The sequence below is a fragment of the Psychrobacter sp. UBA6739 genome (genome assembly GCF_002453835.1).
Lineage (GTDB): Bacteria > Pseudomonadota > Gammaproteobacteria > Pseudomonadales > Moraxellaceae > Psychrobacter > Psychrobacter immobilis_A.
The window spans coordinates 44,417-60,534 of the sequence record NZ_DKHR01000015.1 but is presented as its reverse complement, the minus strand read 5'-3'; the positions used below and the strand labels follow the sequence as shown (position 1 = coordinate 60,534).

The window sequence follows — 16,118 nt, the reverse complement described above, 5'->3', positions numbered from 1 at the left end:
TTTATAGATAAAAGCATTTATAAATAAAAATATGTGCTCTTAACTACCAGCCATTTTTTCGGTATCGACTGCATCGTCTATTTTTACGACTGTTTTTAATAGGTCAATGGCTTCGTTAATCGTGTTACATACCACCAAACGTTCCAAATCTTCTTGCTTCATAAAACCTTGGTCAGCCGTATATTTTAAGTGCTCGATCATACGATCATAGAAACCATTGATATTCAGAATAATCATCGGTTTTTCATGTTGATATAGCTGACGCCACGTGGCGATTTCCATAATTTCTTCCAATGTTCCAAGCCCACCCGGCAAGGTAATAAAGGCATCTGCGTACTCTGCCATCACGGTTTTACGGGTGTGCATGGTATCGGTTAAATGCAGACGAGTCAGCTGCTCATGAGCAATTTCGTGCTTGAGCATAAAGGTTGGAATCACACCGACCGCTTGCGCACCGCCTTGAATCACCTCATCTGCAACGGCACCCATCAGCCCGATGCTCGCGCCGCCGTAGACCAAACCCATGCCATTGTCGGCAAGCGCACTACCCAACTCGCGGGCTGCCTGCTCGTAGACTTCATTATTGCCCAAACGCGAACCACAATAAACCGCTACCAACGGCATCGTTAACGTTGATTTATCCACTGCTTTTTCAATATTGGTAATGTCTTGACTGGTAATGACTTCATAAGTGTCATTGTTAATTTTCATTTGCATATAGCTTCCTTAATTTTTATATCGATTGTTTTTTGTTAAATACTCGTTAAAACCCTAATGGATAGTATCACCCAAGATAAATAGCATAGAACTTGAAAGTCACAATTGAACGCCTTGCTTGCCAGCATTTATCTTAACATAAGCGATGCTATCAGGTGGCTATCAGGTGGTTATCAGCTAATTTAAGCGGTTTATCACTACGTAATGACTACATTTTGAGAGCAGATTATTGATAAATAATTGCAAATAAATAGCCACTCCACACCGCATAGAACCATAACAATATGAAGGTTAAAGCATGGAAAATAAACAGTATCAGACGGATATTTATTCACTGAGTATCATGACTGAGCGCAATCAGGCATTGGCAGCGACTGTCTATCGTCCTAAAAACGAGGTGCAAATAGCGGTTATGATCGCGCCAGCAACGGGTATCAAACGCCAGTTTTATCACAATTTTGCCACTCACTTAGCAGAAAATGGCTTTGGTGTACTAACCTTTGACAATGAAGGCATCGGTGAATCGCTGTCGTCTGCATTGGCTAAATGCGATGCATCGCTGATTAGCTGGGGTCGCCATGATATGCCAGCCGTCCTTGATGCGTTGCAAGATGAATTTGCCGACGCCACTTATCATTTAATTGGTCATAGTGCAGGCGGTCAGCTGATTGGTTTGATGCCAAATTATAGTGCGCTCGCTTCAGTGTTCAATGTCGCCTGCTCATCAGGTCGTATTAAAAATATGAGCATGCCCTATAAACTCAAAGCGATGGGTTTTATGGATGCCTTTATTCCACTTGCCAACTTGACGTTAGGGTACACGCCGTCAGATAAAATTGGTATGGGCGAACCGCTACCACGGGGCGTGTCTCGGCAGTGGCGCGAATGGTGTAATGGCGCTGGCTATATCAAAACAGCCTTTGGCAAAAGTATACAAACGCACTTTTATGATGACATTACTATGCCATCATTATGGCTGGGGTTTAGTGATGATGATATTGCCAATAGCAAAAATATGGATGATATGATTCGTGTTTTTACTAAAATGCCAGTCGAAAAACAGTTTTTAGATCCCAAAAACTTTGGTCTAAACAGCATCGGTCATATGCGCTATTTTAGTAGCAGAACCAATGCTAAAGCCCCACAGCTTTGGCAAATGGCGGTTGATTGGCTAGCTAAGCAGTAATAAGTTCTGTTTAGTTAACCTATTCAAGTGCAATTCTATTTAGGGCGTATTTTTTGCTGCCTGTTCTGCTTGGACACGCTTGGTTAAGGCAGAATAAAGCGACGGCTGCATATTATGGATATTACCCAGCATCCATTTTACGTAGCTGATGGGCACGTCTTTAATCAGCGTGCCCTTATGTTTGCCAAAGGGCATTTTGCTCACTGGATTGGCTTTATTAGCGATAGCATGGACAGCAGCAAAATCCGTCGGTGCAATGGCTAGGCGCTCACAACACGCCTGATAAAGCAGATAACACATACGCGCATCACCCAGCGCATCATGAGCGGCAATCGTCATCCTACTTGCTTCCTCTTTGCCTAATAATTGCTCGATACATTTGGACTGACCATAGGCACTCCACTCTGGAAAGGCCACGCGCGCCAGCCGCACCGTACATATCAACTTAGTAGACGGACTGCCAATAACCCGCCAATCAAAGCGGACATTATGACCAATCAAATACTGCGGCAACTCAAACGCCTCTAAATCAAAGCGCTCAAGACCAGCGACATCATCATCAGTAATGCCATGAACTCTAATGACAACTGGTGATATCGAACGACCACTATTAAAATACTTCATCCACTCAAAACCCGTCATCGCATTAATAGTCGCCACTTGAATCGGACGCGGATCACGACCTTGATCGGTTTCGGTATCGATAATCAGCGCAGTATCAGTCATAAAAGTTCAGCCATGGATAACAATAATAGATAGCAACATTAGTATTTTATGTAACGTTTTAAAAATACGTAAACCTTAAAAGAAACGTTATATTTATGGGGATAAAAACTAGAGATAACAATGGCATACAAAGAATAGACGACTTCACTTATATAATAATAAGGAAAACTAATTTAAAAAACTAAAGAGAGATAGATGCCAGCAGATAGCAGTAACCCGCAATCAAAGCCAAAGAAAAGGCTAACTTTTTTAAGCCGTGTACTCAGTGTGCTCATTAAAGCGGCTATATTGTTGATGCTATTATTTGTATTTGATAGGCTCTTACCCGGTATCAGCCAACAAACTCAGTCATTTGTGATAGCAAAATGGCAACAGCTCAGTTTGTTACAGCAAGAACTACCGACGGAAAACAGCTTACCCAGTCCACTTCCAGAACAACATCTAACAGATACATGGGGCGCTGCACGCAGTCAAGGTCGCAGTCATGAAGGTATCGATATCTTTGCCGCACGAGGCACACCAATACGAGCCACGACACAAGGCATCGTCAGCAAAGTTGGTGAAAATACGTTAGGCGGTCGTGTGGTGGTCGTGGTTGGACCAGGCGGCGCAGGGCATTATTATGCGCATTTAGAAGATTATGCAGATATTAGTCCAAACGACTGGGTTAATGCCGGCGATATCATCGGCTACGTCGGCGACAGTGGCAATGCAAAAGGTACGCCGCCACATGTGCATTACGGTATTTATATCAATGGTAGTGCAGTGAACCCTTACCCACTTTTACAAAAAGATTAGGGTATCGCAGCTGATCTAATGTGGGCAGCTGGAAATACCATACTGAACGTCGAGCCTACCCCTTCTACTGATTCAATTTGTAAATTAGCCTCATGCTGATATAAAACGTGCTTAACAATTGCCAAACCTAGCCCTGTGCCGCCAGTCGCCCGACTACGACCTTTATCAATACGATAAAAACGCTCCGTCAACCGTGCGATATGCTCAGGTGCAATACCAATGCCGTTGTCTTCGACGGCAAATCGGCAACCTTCTGACGTTTTTGTCCAGCTAATGGCGATATTACCGCCCTTGGGCGTGTATTTGATGGCATTAATCACCAGATTAGAAAGCGCGCTATTTAGATACATCTCTGAGCCATACAGTCCGTCATAAGTGTCAATCTGCAAGTGAATGGTATGCCCATATTCTTGATTGTACGCTTGCGCATCATCATAAACATGGGTCAGCAGCTTGGTCATATCAATATAACTGAGCTCATGGGTTTCTTCGATTTCGATACGAGATAACAGCAATAAGTCATTTACAATTCTATTCATACGCGCAGTCTGTTGGCTCATCAGCTCAAACCCGCGCTTCCAATGCGGCGGCATATCTGGCTGATCCGAAAAATTTTCTAGATAGCCCATCATGACGGTCAACGGTGTGCGTAACTCATGCGAGACATTCGCCACAAAATCGCGGCGCATCTCCTCCAAATGATGCAAGCGCGTCACATCATAAATGATGAGCAGCTTCTCATCGCCAAAAGGCGTGAGCTCACACTTTAGATAACGCTTGGGCGCGCGCCACGAGACAATGTGCACACCATCCTGAGCGCCATCGTTAGGGTTGGTCGTCGCCTGATAATACTGACGAAATTCAGGCGCACTGATAAAGTCAAAAATGCACTTACCTTTATCTGATAATTGTAACAACATTAAATCTTCGGCGGCCTGATTCCACCATTCGAGCCCATCATCGTCATTGAGCAAAACCACCGCATCTCGTAATGCGCGTAGTGCGCTTCTAATTTTTTTGAGTTGATCCGTTGTATTCTGCTGAGTTGCTAGCAGTGATTTATTTTGTTGGTCGCCTTGAGCCGATATTAGGGTGTTCATCCATCATCCTTATCACTATTCGCCGTTTTTCACTGTGCTACGATTGACATACTGCTTTTATAGCGAATAAAAACCGTCCGTTAAATTGGTTCAATAAAGCTAGAAAATCGATAGCCTGTCCCGCGTACTGTCTGTATCAACGTATCACATTGATGTGGTCGTAGTAATGTCCGCAAACGTTTGATATGCACATCAATGGTTCTATCTTCGATATATACATTACCGCCCCATACTTGGTCTAGCAGCTGCGTCCGCGTATAGGCACGCTCTGGATGACTCATAAAAAATGCCAATAATCGATATTCCGTAGGACCAACATCAACCACTTTACCAGCCGCTGTCACTCGCTGACTTTTGGGATCAAGGCTCAAATTGCCGATTTCGATAGGTTTATCACTACTGAGCGCGTTACTACGACGCAATACTGCTTTGATTCTGGATATTAACTCTCGTGTCGAAAAAGGCTTGGTCATATAATCATCAGCACCAGCATCAAGGCCATGCACTTTGCTGTCCTCTTCACTTTTAGCCGTCAACATAATGACTGGTATCTCAGCGAGTAGCTCATCGTTTTTGAGCAATCGACAAAAATCAATGCCACTTTTATCTCCGGGCAGCATCCAATCTAGCAAAATCAGCGCAGGGCGGTGATCGACTACTTGTTGGTGCGCCTCAGATACATCCGCTGCCTGTAAACTATCAAATCCCGCCATCTCTAGCGTCATGACGATCATTTCACGAATCGCAGGTTCATCTTCAACAATCAAAATTTGCTCATTATACATACGGCATTCTCAGTGTTAGAGGACAACATTTAGCTGACAAAAAAGGCGATAAATGCTCGCCTGCTGCTCCCTATTAGACGGGGTAATTATGACAGTTTAATGACATTCAACTTTTAAGTGGTTCATAGGTCTCGTGACGGCTAATGCTTAGTTTACTCAATTCACTTCTAACAAGAAATTCAATGGCCCGTCATTGACGCTCGACACTTGCATATTAGCGCCAAACTGACCAGTTGCCACGTTTGGATGTTGCGTGTTGGCATAGGCGACCAATTGCGCAAACAACGCTTGCGCCGCATCAGGTGCCATCGCACCACCAAAGTCAGGGCGACGACCCTTGTCTGTTTTTGCCATTAGCGTAAACTGTGATACCAATAACAGTCCGCCACCAACTTGCTGGACGTTTTTATCCAGTTTGCCGTACTTGGCAGGATCATCATCATTATCAAAAATACGATAGGTGAGGATTTTATCCACCATGCGCTGGGCGCTTGTTAGGTCGTCATCAGGCCCTAAACCAATATAAGCCAATATGCCTTGCTCAATCGTACCAACACACTGCGCGTCGACGGTGACACTAGCATGGCGTACGCGCTGTATAAGTGCTTTCATTTACGGATTCCTTACCAATTATGCCCATACAATAATACGCCGTCCATGATAAAATACGGCCACTCTCTTGCTTATTAATTATTACATCACACCCTATTTTGGTAGCCTCATTATGAATGTATTCACTACTTTACAACAGCTTGTCCCGCAGCAGCAACTGAGTAAAGTTGCTGGGCGTCTAGCCGCTAGCCGCCATCCTTATGTTAAACGCACGTTTATCCGTAGCTTTGCTAAAGCCTACAACGTCAGCTTGGACGAGTATGAGCGCCAAAGTCTCAACGCCTATGAGAGCTTCAATGACTTTTTTACTCGTGAGCTAAAAGAAGACGCGCGCCCTATCGACATGACGCCTCATGGTATCGTCAGTCCTGCCGATGGTATTATCTCGCAGTTGGGTCAAATTGACGACCATAAATTGCTCCAAGCAAAAGGTCGCTATTATGACGTTGGTCAACTTCTTGCTGACAGTGAAGATGGGCGCTATTTTGCGGATGGCAGTTTTGCAACGGTTTATCTTGCGCCCAGTAACTATCACCGTGTACATATGCCCTTCGCCGGCACTCTGACCAAAACCCGTTATGTACCGGGTACGCTGTTTTCGGTCAACAATACTACGGCGGCGAACGTGCCAGACTTATTTGCGCGTAATGAACGCTTGGTTTGTCTGTTTGATACAGTATATGGTAAAGCAGCGGTGGTGATGGTTGGGGCGATGATTGTCGCTGGTATCGAAACGGTGGCAACTGGTAAAATTTCCCGCACTGATGATATTCAAGAAGCTGAGCACAATATGAGCTTTGAAAAAGGCGATGAGCTGGGGCGTTTTTATTTAGGCTCAACCGCAATTGTCATTCTACCAAAAGGCGCAAAAGCAGATTGGCAAGACAGTATGAAAGCCGATAGTGTGGTAAAAATGGGACAGCTATTGGGTGTCGCTAACACTCCATAGGCAAGCGATTTAACGACTCAAAAAAGCTCAGTTCAGCATCCTAATCTATGTTGAACTGAGCTTTTTATTGTGGATAATTATCTCATCGCAACATATTAGGGCGTGTCATCAATTAGCACATGAATACATTTAGTGGTCTTAAAATGGCTAAATTTTGCTAAATATCGTCAGAAATTTTGTCAATATGTTCATGTTAACGGCAATTTCTTCCTTGTTTATCTACAATTTTTCTCATTTTAAGCCTCACAATCTAATTGATGACACACCCTAGTTAATAATGAAAGTAGTTAATAACGAAAGTGCTTGAGAATAGGATAAGCAAACAAGATGTTTTCTTCTTGCGTACCGCGTCCGATATTGTGAATAATCAGCGGTGTACCATCCGCAGCGACTTTATCGGAGACGATGCCCGTGTGCGGCAAATTACCATTCGGTAGTCGCCACGTCACCACATCGCCTGCTTGAAAACTGGCTTTATCAGTCGTCGATAATGTCTTTGCGTGACGCGCAAAAAACACTTCAAGATTGGGCACTCGGCGATGGTCGATATTCTTATCGGTTGATTTGAGCCCCCAACTCTTTGGATAAGCCGACCAATTTGACTTCATATCATGGTTGACTAATTGCTGTAGATCTATATTTTGCAAGCGATAAGCACGGACGATAACATCGGTACAGACGCCAGTTTCTATCGGTACATCGCCACGCGGAAAATCCAACTTGCGGTAAGCAGGATCATAGCTGGTGGTAATGCCGATCTGTTTTTTGGCATCGTGCGCCAGTTTATCACCATTACTAATAGGTGCGGCAGCCTGCGTTAGTTGCGCCAAAGTTAATAGGCTAACAAAGACGAGCGATTTAGCAAAAACCTTATAAGTACCAGTAATTCTCATTTAATAATCTCTCTATATAATGTTCTTAATCGCTCATTGAGCTAACTATAAATGCTTTACTAGTTGAAAAAGATGAATGTTTGCAAACATGTAAACGGCAAAATGATGGCTTTACTTAAGCATCAATCAACCATCCTTGCTGGGTCGCATAGTCGATATTTTTTGATAGCCAATCATGAATGGGAGGAAAGCTGTCTTTGATAAAAGCAAGTGCCGCAGCCACTTGCGAGCACGTGACGTTAGCATCAATCCACGTTTTTCCATTGGTATTTAAATTCAATAAAAAAGGCAATAAGCGATCAACCACTCTGATCAGCTGGGTTTCTTTACTACTACCCGTCTCCTGCTCTTCCCAAATCTCATTTAAATCCATGATGCCATTGCCACGCTCAGCTTGCAATCGAGCAATGCCTGCACGTTCTTCAATGTGCGCCTCGCTACGACTGTTTGCGAATAAAAATGTATCGCCAGCGTCAATCTCACCCAAGTCATGTACCAATGCCATCTTGAGTAGTTTTTCATGATTGACATCTAGCTCAAACTGTTCAGCGATAGACCAGCACGCCATGGCTAAATGCCATGAATGTTCGGCAGAGTTTTCTTTGCGTATGGTATGCGTCACATAACTACGACGATTGATACGTTTAAGCGCATCAAGCTCTAATAAGAAATGAGTGACATGATCTATATCAATGTTTGAGGCAAGCGTTGGGTTGGTTAATAAAAGGGGTTTGGTTGATAGCATAAATTTTCTCTTAATTTTTCTACGAATATATAGCGCTTCATTTTACCTTTACGCATAAGCAATTATTATACATTTTATGAGCGCTATAAAAGAGCATGCCAACCTATAGCTGATTAACACCACTATAAAAAATAGCGCTTATGTGAGTAAGCGCTATCGGTTCTATTTTGAACAAAAGAACTATTTAATCAAGTTACTGATGGTTTTAAAAGCAGGGTCTTTACTACTGCGGCATAACTCAAACAGAATGGTTTCAACTGTGGTAATCACGCCACCAGCACGGCGAATACGGCGAATTGCTTGCTTTTTATCATACGGAAAACGCGAACCGACCGCATCACCAATAATAACCGGCTGCATACCATTATCTAGCAAATCAAGCGCTGTTTGTAGTACACAGACATGTGTCTCTACGCCAAATAGCAAAACAATACTTCGATTTTGCTGCGCTAAATAATGCCACGAATCATCATTATCACAAGCGCTAAAAGTGACCTTTTCAAAGCTTTTGGCGTTATCGCCTTCTAATACCTCGCGTATTTCAGGTAGCGTATCGCCGAGCCCTTTTTTATACTGTTCATTGAGCATGATAGGGATATTCAGTGCTTGTAGACCTTTAATAAGCGTCACTGTTTTTTTGACGATGTTTTCATGGTCATAAATATGCGGTGTTAAGCGTTCTTGAACATCGATTATCATCGCTTGGGTATTTTCGCGAGCGATTCGATAGGTACGATCGGTAATCATAGTAGACATGGCACACTCCTTGTACGGCTGACTTTATTGTTAAAGGCTATGTTAGTTTTATCATTGATATTGTCTTTATTAGCCTTACTCTTATTTAGTCATAGTTTGCTGAGGGCGTCAATGGAGATAGTCTCTAATAATGATTAATAACAATTCATCACGTTTGATTCATACTGCTTAGCGTAGGTTTTTGATTATGAATAGCCAATAACTATATATTATGACGCCTAGCATTACGTAATAAAGACTGTTTTTGAGTCATGACTATGACCACACCGAAAACAATACCAAAACACAAGGTTAAAAGATAATACACCATATAAATGAGCGTGTTTATAAATGCAAAGAACATGCTGGTTAAAGTAATGATTAATATCGCAGCGATAGTACCACCGAATAGCTCTCGATATTTTTTATTAAAAATCTTAAAGGCTACCAACGGTATCGCGATACCAAACAAGCCAAATGTAGCACCCCAAACACCTGCCATATCCATATCAAAATATAGTACCCCTAAAACATTAGCGAAAATACCACATATAAAAAACGCAATCGCAAAACGTATAGGACCCAATACTTTTTCCAAAATATAACCTGTCGCAAACAGCATCCCCAGACTCATTACTAAATGCATAATTCCTGCATGTACAAAAAGTGCTGTGACCACCCGCCAATATTGACCAGCTTGCAGCGCGTCCATCGTCAACCCACCTACACTATTTACCTGTCTAGATAAAGGGTCAATGATATCCATACCCATGAATACGGTTAGTATAAATGTACCTATACAGGTCAGTATTAACACCAACGTTGCAGGTCGTTCTTTATTATTTTTAAACCAAACTACTAGGCTCTTTGATACATCACTTACTGGTGCTCGTTTTTTTACGGGCTTTTGTTTTTGTATATGTTTTCGCTTTTGTATATGTTTTTGCGTACTTTTCTTTTCTTGACTATCAAACTCTGCTGCGAGAACGAGCAACAAGCACAGCACCATACCAATAAAAAACGAACCAAATCCCCAAACAAAATCACGATCTAAGCTATCAGCAAGTAATCCTGTTTCTGGCTTCAATATCAAGGGTGGCAAATTAGATTGCCTATTAGCCGTAGAAATCGTGTGTAAGTAAGCATTTCTGCTATTTGATGATTTAAGTTTCTTAAAGTAGCTGATAGTAGAGAGGTCGTTGGCTGCGTACTTATGGTGCGAGTCGTTAATAAACGCTGAGTATTGACTGTCTTTAATACTTTGGTCTGCGCGATTATCGTATTTCGTGTGGTAGCTAGAACCTAGCCAAATATTATCAGCGGCTATAAATGGCGTCGCAATGTAATAATCAATATGCAATGTTGAGTCAAAATATCGTCCACTGACTACTTGTGTTTCTATATAAGAAACGCTCTCTAATTTGAGTGGCTCAAAATCATTTACTCTGAAATACTTTTGCTTTGGATAATGACGAATATCATTCAAGCTATTTACTTCAATGACCTCGTAAGCCGCTTTGGATAAATAGTTTTGGCTGAGAACGAGCGGTATCACTAATGCTAGAACCATCGTTATAAAAAAGTAGCCTGAACTACTGCGCTTAACCCATTTTAAGGTTAAAAGCTCATACCTCGGCCACATCCAAATACTAACGACTAAAACAGATAACAGAAAAGGAATACCAAAATCCCAATAGCCTTCCTTTAAAGGTAGAATATCTAGATAAATATCTAGCAACCAACGTAAAGCCCCAAAAAGCAGAATGGTCAGGATACTAAGACCTAAATATGGCAAGAATATTTGCTTTAGTTTTATTATGATCGATTCTTTAGCGCTTAGGCTTTGTATTCGCTTCTGTTTAGCACTTTTGCTTACTCTTTTTTTGTTTCTGCTTCTATTTTTATTCTTATACCTATACTGGCTTTGCTTATTATTATCCATGCCCTATCACCACAAATCTAGCGTAACTTAAACTGTTGAAATGCTTTTTTATCAATCGTTGCTTTTAAGACTAATAGTAAGCAAATAAACATGCCAATGATAAAAAATCTAAAGAATTTTGCTAACTCTTTATCTGCTTTTTCGTTAAGTGTGCTCAACTGAGATACAAGTATTATTGGGTCATTAATATGTTGCTGACCTGACAATCTAATCGCTTCTAAATAACCATACTTAGTATCTGAGTTTTGCAATTTTTCAAAATAATCAGCAGTAGATATCTCTTCATTTGCATATTGTTGTCTAGAAATCCTTTTAAAATTTTCTATTTGTTGAACTTTCTCTTTTTCTTCAAGATCATTATCAATAACCTTAGTAAAAGCCTGTCCCCACCAGATATCTTTATCTCCATAAAAAGGAGTGGCAAAATATAAGTATATTTTTAACTCTTGTCTAGATTTCCCCATCTCCCTAGTATTGAAGTAAGAAACAACCCCTTGTTTCTCAATACCTTTATTATCAAATTGGAAGTATTTTTGTTTTGGATATAATTTAATATCACTTATATTACTTATATCAATAATGTCATATGCTGCTTCATATAAGTAAGCTTGACTGATTGATATAGGCGGAAATAAAGCAAGTATCATCACCAAGTAAAATACATTAGCGCTATTATCATCAAATAATTCAAATCGTAGCAGTCTAATCCTTGATCGCATTATGACAAGCACTAAAATAACACTGATAATTATTGGGATAATTAAGTTCCAGACCGTATCTTTTAGAGGCCATATCCCTAGACAGATGTCCAACATCCATCTTATGATGTTGTAGAATAAAATGGCGCCAATACTAAAACCTAAAAAAGGAAGAAAGATATAGCGCATTTTTAACTTAAACACCTCTAAATCTAAGCGCCTCTTATCTGACGATTTATGATGTGCCATTTATACTCTACCTTTCATTACTATGACTTAAACCAAAAAAAGCGCCTCCAACATTAAGTGAGAGACGCTCATTTTACAAGACATTAGTACAAATTTAATCGACAAATATCAGCTTTATTAATATTTACTGCTATTTGGAGATTAGATAAAAATTACACACGCTCAATAATAGTCGCGATACCTTGGCCAAGACCGATACACATAGTCGCTAGACCAATTTCAGTATCTGACTGCTCCATGGCGTTTAGCAAAGTAACCGTGATACGAGCACCTGAACACCCTAGTGGATGACCTAATGCAATCGCGCCACCATTAATGTTGACGATGTCTTGCTTGTCCGTCAAGTTTAAGGCTTTTAGTACTGATAAGCCCTGCGCTGCAAAAGCTTCGTTTAGCTCGATTGTTTGCATATCATCGATGCTCATGCCAGCACGTTTAAGCGCTTTTTGCGTCGCAGGTACTGGACCGTAACCCATGATAGCCGCATCACAACCAGCGACTGCCATGCTACGAATACGAGCGCGAGGTTTAAGACCTAGCTCTTTGGCTTTTTGCGCGCTCATGACTAGCATCGCTGATGCACCATCAGATAATGCAGATGAGGTCGCAGCAGTTACTGTACCGCCTACTGGATCAAAGGCTGGACGTAGCTTTTGCATTTGCTCCATCGTGGCATCAGGACGAATCACTTCATCGACAGTACATAGTTGCAGGCGACCCGCTTCGTCATGACCTTCGATACCGATGATTTCATTGTCAAAACGACCTTCAGTAGTCGCAGCCCATGCACGGCGATGCGACTCAAGACCAAAGGCATCTTGCTCTTCACGGGTGATGTTATTCATACGACCTAGCATTTCAGCAGTTAAGCCCATCATGTTTGAGGCTTTTGCATAGTGCTTTGACGCTTCAGGGTTCAGATCAACGCCATGCATCATGCCGACGTGACCCATATGCTCAACACCACCGATGATGAATACATCACCTTGACCGGTCATGATCTGAGCCGCAGCAGTATGTAGCGCCTGCATAGATGAACCACATAGACGGTTAACGGTTTGACCGCCAGCAGTCTTTGGAATACCAGCAAGCAAGCCGATGTTACGACCGATGTTTAAACCTTGCTCTAGTGTCTGATTGACACAACCCCAGATAATGTCTTCGACGTCACGTGTGTCAAAGTCGTTACGCTCAACCAATGCACGTACCAATTCGGCAGACATGCTATCAGCGCGGACATGGCGGAACATACCGTTTTTGGTTTTACCCATCGCTGAGCGTACGCCATCTACGATGACCACGTCTTTTGGACTTAAAATTGTCATACTATCTTCCTTTTCAATTTTTATTGTCAGTGTAGTCAGTCTGCTTTAGTGCTATTACCTCGTCAATCTCGCTTGAAGTACAATACGTACCTCTACGCTTGATGTCTTTGTACTAGCCCTAAATGAAACTAACTATAATCGTACGTGTGCTATTAAAGATTTGTTATTAAAAAATAGTGCCATTAAATATAAATAGATTAATAGCTCTCACCCTCAAACAGCACACGTACGGCACTTCATCCTAGTAATGACTGCCTATTACGCAGTTGCGTAAAAGGTCTCGCCCGCTGCTGCCATGTCGCGAATTTTTTGCGGCGCTTCATAAGCTTTGCCAAGGTATGCGTATTTTTCACACAGTGCCAAGTAGTTATCTAGACCCATTTGGTCGATATAACGGCAAGGACCACCGCGGAATGGCGGGAAACCAACACCCATAATCATCGCCATATCTGCTTCTGATGGCGTGCTGACGATATTGTCTTCTAGGCAGCGTACAGTTTCATTACAGAACGCTAGCATAGTGCGGTCGATAATTGCTTGATCATCAAAGGTTTGCTTGTCGCTATCAGTCGTGGTTTTTAACAGCTCATAAGTGGCTTCATCAGCAACTTTCTTTGGCTTGCCACGTTTGTCCATTTCATACTTGTAGAAACCAACGCCGTTTTTCTGACCTAAGCGTTTGTTTTCATATAAAAGCTCAATCGCGCCTTTATAATCAGGCTTCATGCGGTCAGGGAAACCTTCTGCCATGACTTCAGCGCCATGTACGCCCGTATCCAAACCAACAACGTCGATTAGATAAGCAGGACCCATCGGCCAGCCGAATTTTTCCATGACTTTATCGACATGAGCAAAATCTGCACCTTGCTTGAGGAGCAAATCAAATGCACCAAAGTATGGGAACAAGACACGGTTGACTAAGAAACCTGGGCAGTCATTAACCACAACAGGTACTTTGCCCATTTTAGACGCTAGCGCAACGGTAGTCGCAATCGCTTCTTCAGAGGATTTCTCACCGCGGATAACTTCAACCAATGGCATACGGTGTACTGGGTTAAAGAAATGCATNNACGAAGTTTTCTGGACGCTCAAGTGCTTCAGCCAAGAAAGTAATAGAGATGGTCGAGGTGTTTGACGCTAGGATACAATCGTCTTTTACTAAGCCTTCAACTTCTTTAAGAACCGCACGCTTCACGTTTGGATTTTCTACCACTGCTTCGATGACGATATCAGTTTCAGCAAAATCGCCGTAATTCAAAGTAGGACGGATACGGCTTAAGGTTTCACCCATTTTTGCTGGGGTCATTTTGCCGCGATCGACCATTTTGCCCAGTAATTTGCTGGCTTCGCCCATACCAAGATCTAATTGCTCAGACTTGATATCTTTCATGATGATTGGCAAGCCTTTGCTGGCTGCTTGATAAGCGATACCGCCGCCCATGATACCAGCGCCTAGTACAGCGGCTTCATTGATTTCATGCGCTTTTTTGCTGTGCTGCTTGGCTAATTTTTTAACCAACTGATCGCTTAAGAATAAACCAACCAAGCTTTCTGCTTGTGGGGTTTTCGCCGCTTTTGCAAAACCAGCCGCTTCTACTTCAATCGCTTTATCACGTGGTAAGTTAACGTGTTTTTCCATCGCAGCGATAGCAAGTGCTGGTGCAGGATATTGTTTAGGATTGGCTTTAGCAAAGATCATACCTTTTGCGCTGTTAAATGCCATCGCTTGCTCAAGCTGATTTAGCTTAACAGGAACGAGTTTCTCTTCACGCTTCGCTTTCCAATCAAGCTCACCTGAGATACATTTTTTGACCAAATCAATGGCAGCATCTTGCAAGTCATCAGCAGCAACGGTCGCATCAACCAAGCCCAGTTTTAGGGCATCAAGTGGTTTCTTTGGTGTACCAGTCGCAATCAGCTCAAGCGCATTATCGATACCAATCACACGCGTACTACGAACCGTACCACCAAAACCTGGGAAGATACCCAGTTGGGTTTCTGGTAGACCGATGATGGCTTTGTCGCTCATGACGCGATATTCACAAACCAAAGTCATCTCACAACCACCGCCAAGCGCCGCGCCATTGATGGCCGCTACTTTCGGGAAAGGCAGGTCTTCAAAGCGGTTAAAGGCGTCATTGATACCTACGACCCAATCTTTAATCTCGCTTTCTGGCTTTTTAAAAGAGCCAACGAATTCTGTGATATCAGCACCAGCGATAAAGACGCCTTTGCCTGAGGTCACGATTAAACCTTTGACGTCGTCAGCTTTTTCTAAGGCAGTAACCGCTTCACCAAATTGCTTATTGGTCTCAGCATCAAACTTGTTCACGCTCTCATTTTCGGCGTTGTACTGCATGTTGGCGATGCCATCCTCTAGCATTGTCACCGTGATGCGATTTCCTTGGTATATCATTTGGAACTCCTTGCTATATAACGAAAGCTACGTTTTAAAATTAAAAGTTTTAAAATTAAAAGTTTTAAAATTAAAGGTCATAGCCAGTTATTGTTAGAAAAACGAGTAATAACACTGCCAATATACTGTGTTATAAAGTCAGTATAGAGTAAGCAGTGAAGATGTCTTTATTATCCAGCGCTCATGGTTATATATTCATTTTTTATGCTTAATGTTACCGCGTTAGCACAAGTGAATACGGC

14 protein-coding genes and 1 pseudogene are annotated in these 16,118 nt (G+C 42.2%); 3 read left to right on the top strand and 12 right to left on the bottom strand.

Going from position 1 to position 16,118, the window contains the following annotated elements; genetic code table 11:
• Positions 1–39: 39 nt before the first annotated feature.
• Positions 40–717 (bottom strand): TIGR00730 family Rossman fold protein, encoded by a 678-nt coding sequence (locus tag B2575_RS03690; protein ID WP_193011955.1) that lies wholly within the window; start codon positions 715–717, stop codon positions 40–42.
• A gap of 298 nt (positions 718–1,015) precedes the next feature.
• Here B2575_RS03690 and B2575_RS03685 point away from each other — a divergent pair, with 298 nt between their 5' ends.
• A complete protein-coding gene (locus tag B2575_RS03685; protein ID WP_296240199.1) occupies positions 1,016–1,903 on the top strand; it encodes an alpha/beta fold hydrolase in 888 nt (295 codons plus the stop codon).
• Between the two features lie 39 nt (positions 1,904–1,942).
• Here the strand turns inward: B2575_RS03685 and B2575_RS03680 are convergent, their stop codons facing one another.
• Positions 1,943–2,629 carry a putative quorum-sensing-regulated virulence factor gene (locus B2575_RS03680; RefSeq protein ID WP_296240198.1) on the bottom strand — a complete coding sequence of 229 codons (687 nt, stop codon included), beginning with the start codon at positions 2,627–2,629 and terminating at the stop codon, positions 1,943–1,945.
• Between the two features lie 195 nt (positions 2,630–2,824).
• On the opposite strand from B2575_RS03680, the gene B2575_RS03675 reads away from it, so the two are divergent.
• Positions 2,825–3,427 (top strand): M23 family metallopeptidase, encoded by a 603-nt coding sequence (locus B2575_RS03675; protein WP_296240197.1) that lies wholly within the window; start codon positions 2,825–2,827, stop codon positions 3,425–3,427.
• Here the strand turns inward: B2575_RS03675 and phoR are convergent.
• The 3 genes from phoR to dtd all read right to left on the bottom strand — a co-directional run bounded on the left by phoR (position 3,424) and on the right by dtd (position 5,924).
• Positions 3,424–4,527: a phosphate regulon sensor histidine kinase PhoR gene (gene phoR / locus B2575_RS03670; RefSeq protein ID WP_055125877.1), complete on the bottom strand. Its 1,104-nt coding sequence runs from the start codon at positions 4,525–4,527 to the stop codon at positions 3,424–3,426. The genes B2575_RS03675 and phoR overlap by 4 nt on opposite strands.
• Positions 4,528–4,607: 80 nt before the next feature.
• Positions 4,608–5,312, bottom strand: coding sequence for a phosphate regulon transcriptional regulator PhoB (gene phoB / locus B2575_RS03665; protein WP_055125876.1), 705 nt, complete (start codon positions 5,310–5,312; stop codon positions 4,608–4,610).
• A gap of 156 nt (positions 5,313–5,468) precedes the next feature.
• Positions 5,469–5,924: a D-aminoacyl-tRNA deacylase gene (dtd, locus tag B2575_RS03660; protein ID WP_201554859.1), complete on the bottom strand. Its 456-nt coding sequence runs from the start codon at positions 5,922–5,924 to the stop codon at positions 5,469–5,471.
• 112 nt (positions 5,925–6,036) lie between these two features.
• Between dtd and asd the strand changes: the two genes are divergently transcribed.
• Positions 6,037–6,873 carry an archaetidylserine decarboxylase gene (asd, locus tag B2575_RS03655; protein WP_238035055.1) on the top strand — a complete coding sequence of 279 codons (837 nt, stop codon included), beginning with the start codon at positions 6,037–6,039 and terminating at the stop codon, positions 6,871–6,873.
• Positions 6,874–7,160: 287 nt separating this feature from the next.
• On the opposite strand, the gene B2575_RS03650 is transcribed toward asd, so the two are convergent.
• The 7 genes and pseudogenes from B2575_RS03650 to fadB all read right to left on the bottom strand — a co-directional run bounded on the left by B2575_RS03650 (position 7,161) and on the right by fadB (position 15,876).
• Positions 7,161–7,766 carry a DUF1287 domain-containing protein gene (locus B2575_RS03650; RefSeq protein ID WP_296240192.1) on the bottom strand — a complete coding sequence of 202 codons (606 nt, stop codon included), beginning with the start codon at positions 7,764–7,766 and terminating at the stop codon, positions 7,161–7,163.
• A 115-nt stretch (positions 7,767–7,881) separates the two neighbouring features.
• A complete protein-coding gene (locus tag B2575_RS03645) occupies positions 7,882–8,511 on the bottom strand; it encodes an HD domain-containing protein (RefSeq protein ID WP_296240190.1) in 630 nt (209 codons plus the stop codon).
• Positions 8,512–8,691: 180 nt separating this feature from the next.
• Positions 8,692–9,267 carry an isochorismatase family protein gene (locus tag B2575_RS03640; protein WP_201554866.1) on the bottom strand — a complete coding sequence of 192 codons (576 nt, stop codon included), beginning with the start codon at positions 9,265–9,267 and terminating at the stop codon, positions 8,692–8,694.
• A 202-nt stretch (positions 9,268–9,469) separates the two neighbouring features.
• The gene (locus B2575_RS03635) at positions 9,470–11,188 is read right to left on the bottom strand and encodes a rhomboid family intramembrane serine protease (RefSeq protein WP_296240188.1); all 1,719 of its coding nucleotides are present in this window, start codon (positions 11,186–11,188) and stop codon (positions 9,470–9,472) included.
• Between the two features lie 17 nt (positions 11,189–11,205).
• Positions 11,206–12,135 (bottom strand): hypothetical protein, encoded by a 930-nt coding sequence (locus B2575_RS03630; protein ID WP_296240186.1) that lies wholly within the window; start codon positions 12,133–12,135, stop codon positions 11,206–11,208.
• A 152-nt stretch (positions 12,136–12,287) separates the two neighbouring features.
• The gene (fadA, locus tag B2575_RS03625) at positions 12,288–13,460 is read right to left on the bottom strand and encodes an acetyl-CoA C-acyltransferase FadA (RefSeq protein WP_201560821.1); all 1,173 of its coding nucleotides are present in this window, start codon (positions 13,458–13,460) and stop codon (positions 12,288–12,290) included.
• A gap of 258 nt (positions 13,461–13,718) precedes the next feature.
• Positions 13,719–15,876: pseudogene (gene fadB / locus B2575_RS03620) on the bottom strand (fatty acid oxidation complex subunit alpha FadB).
• Between the last annotated feature and the right edge of the window lie 242 nt (positions 15,877–16,118).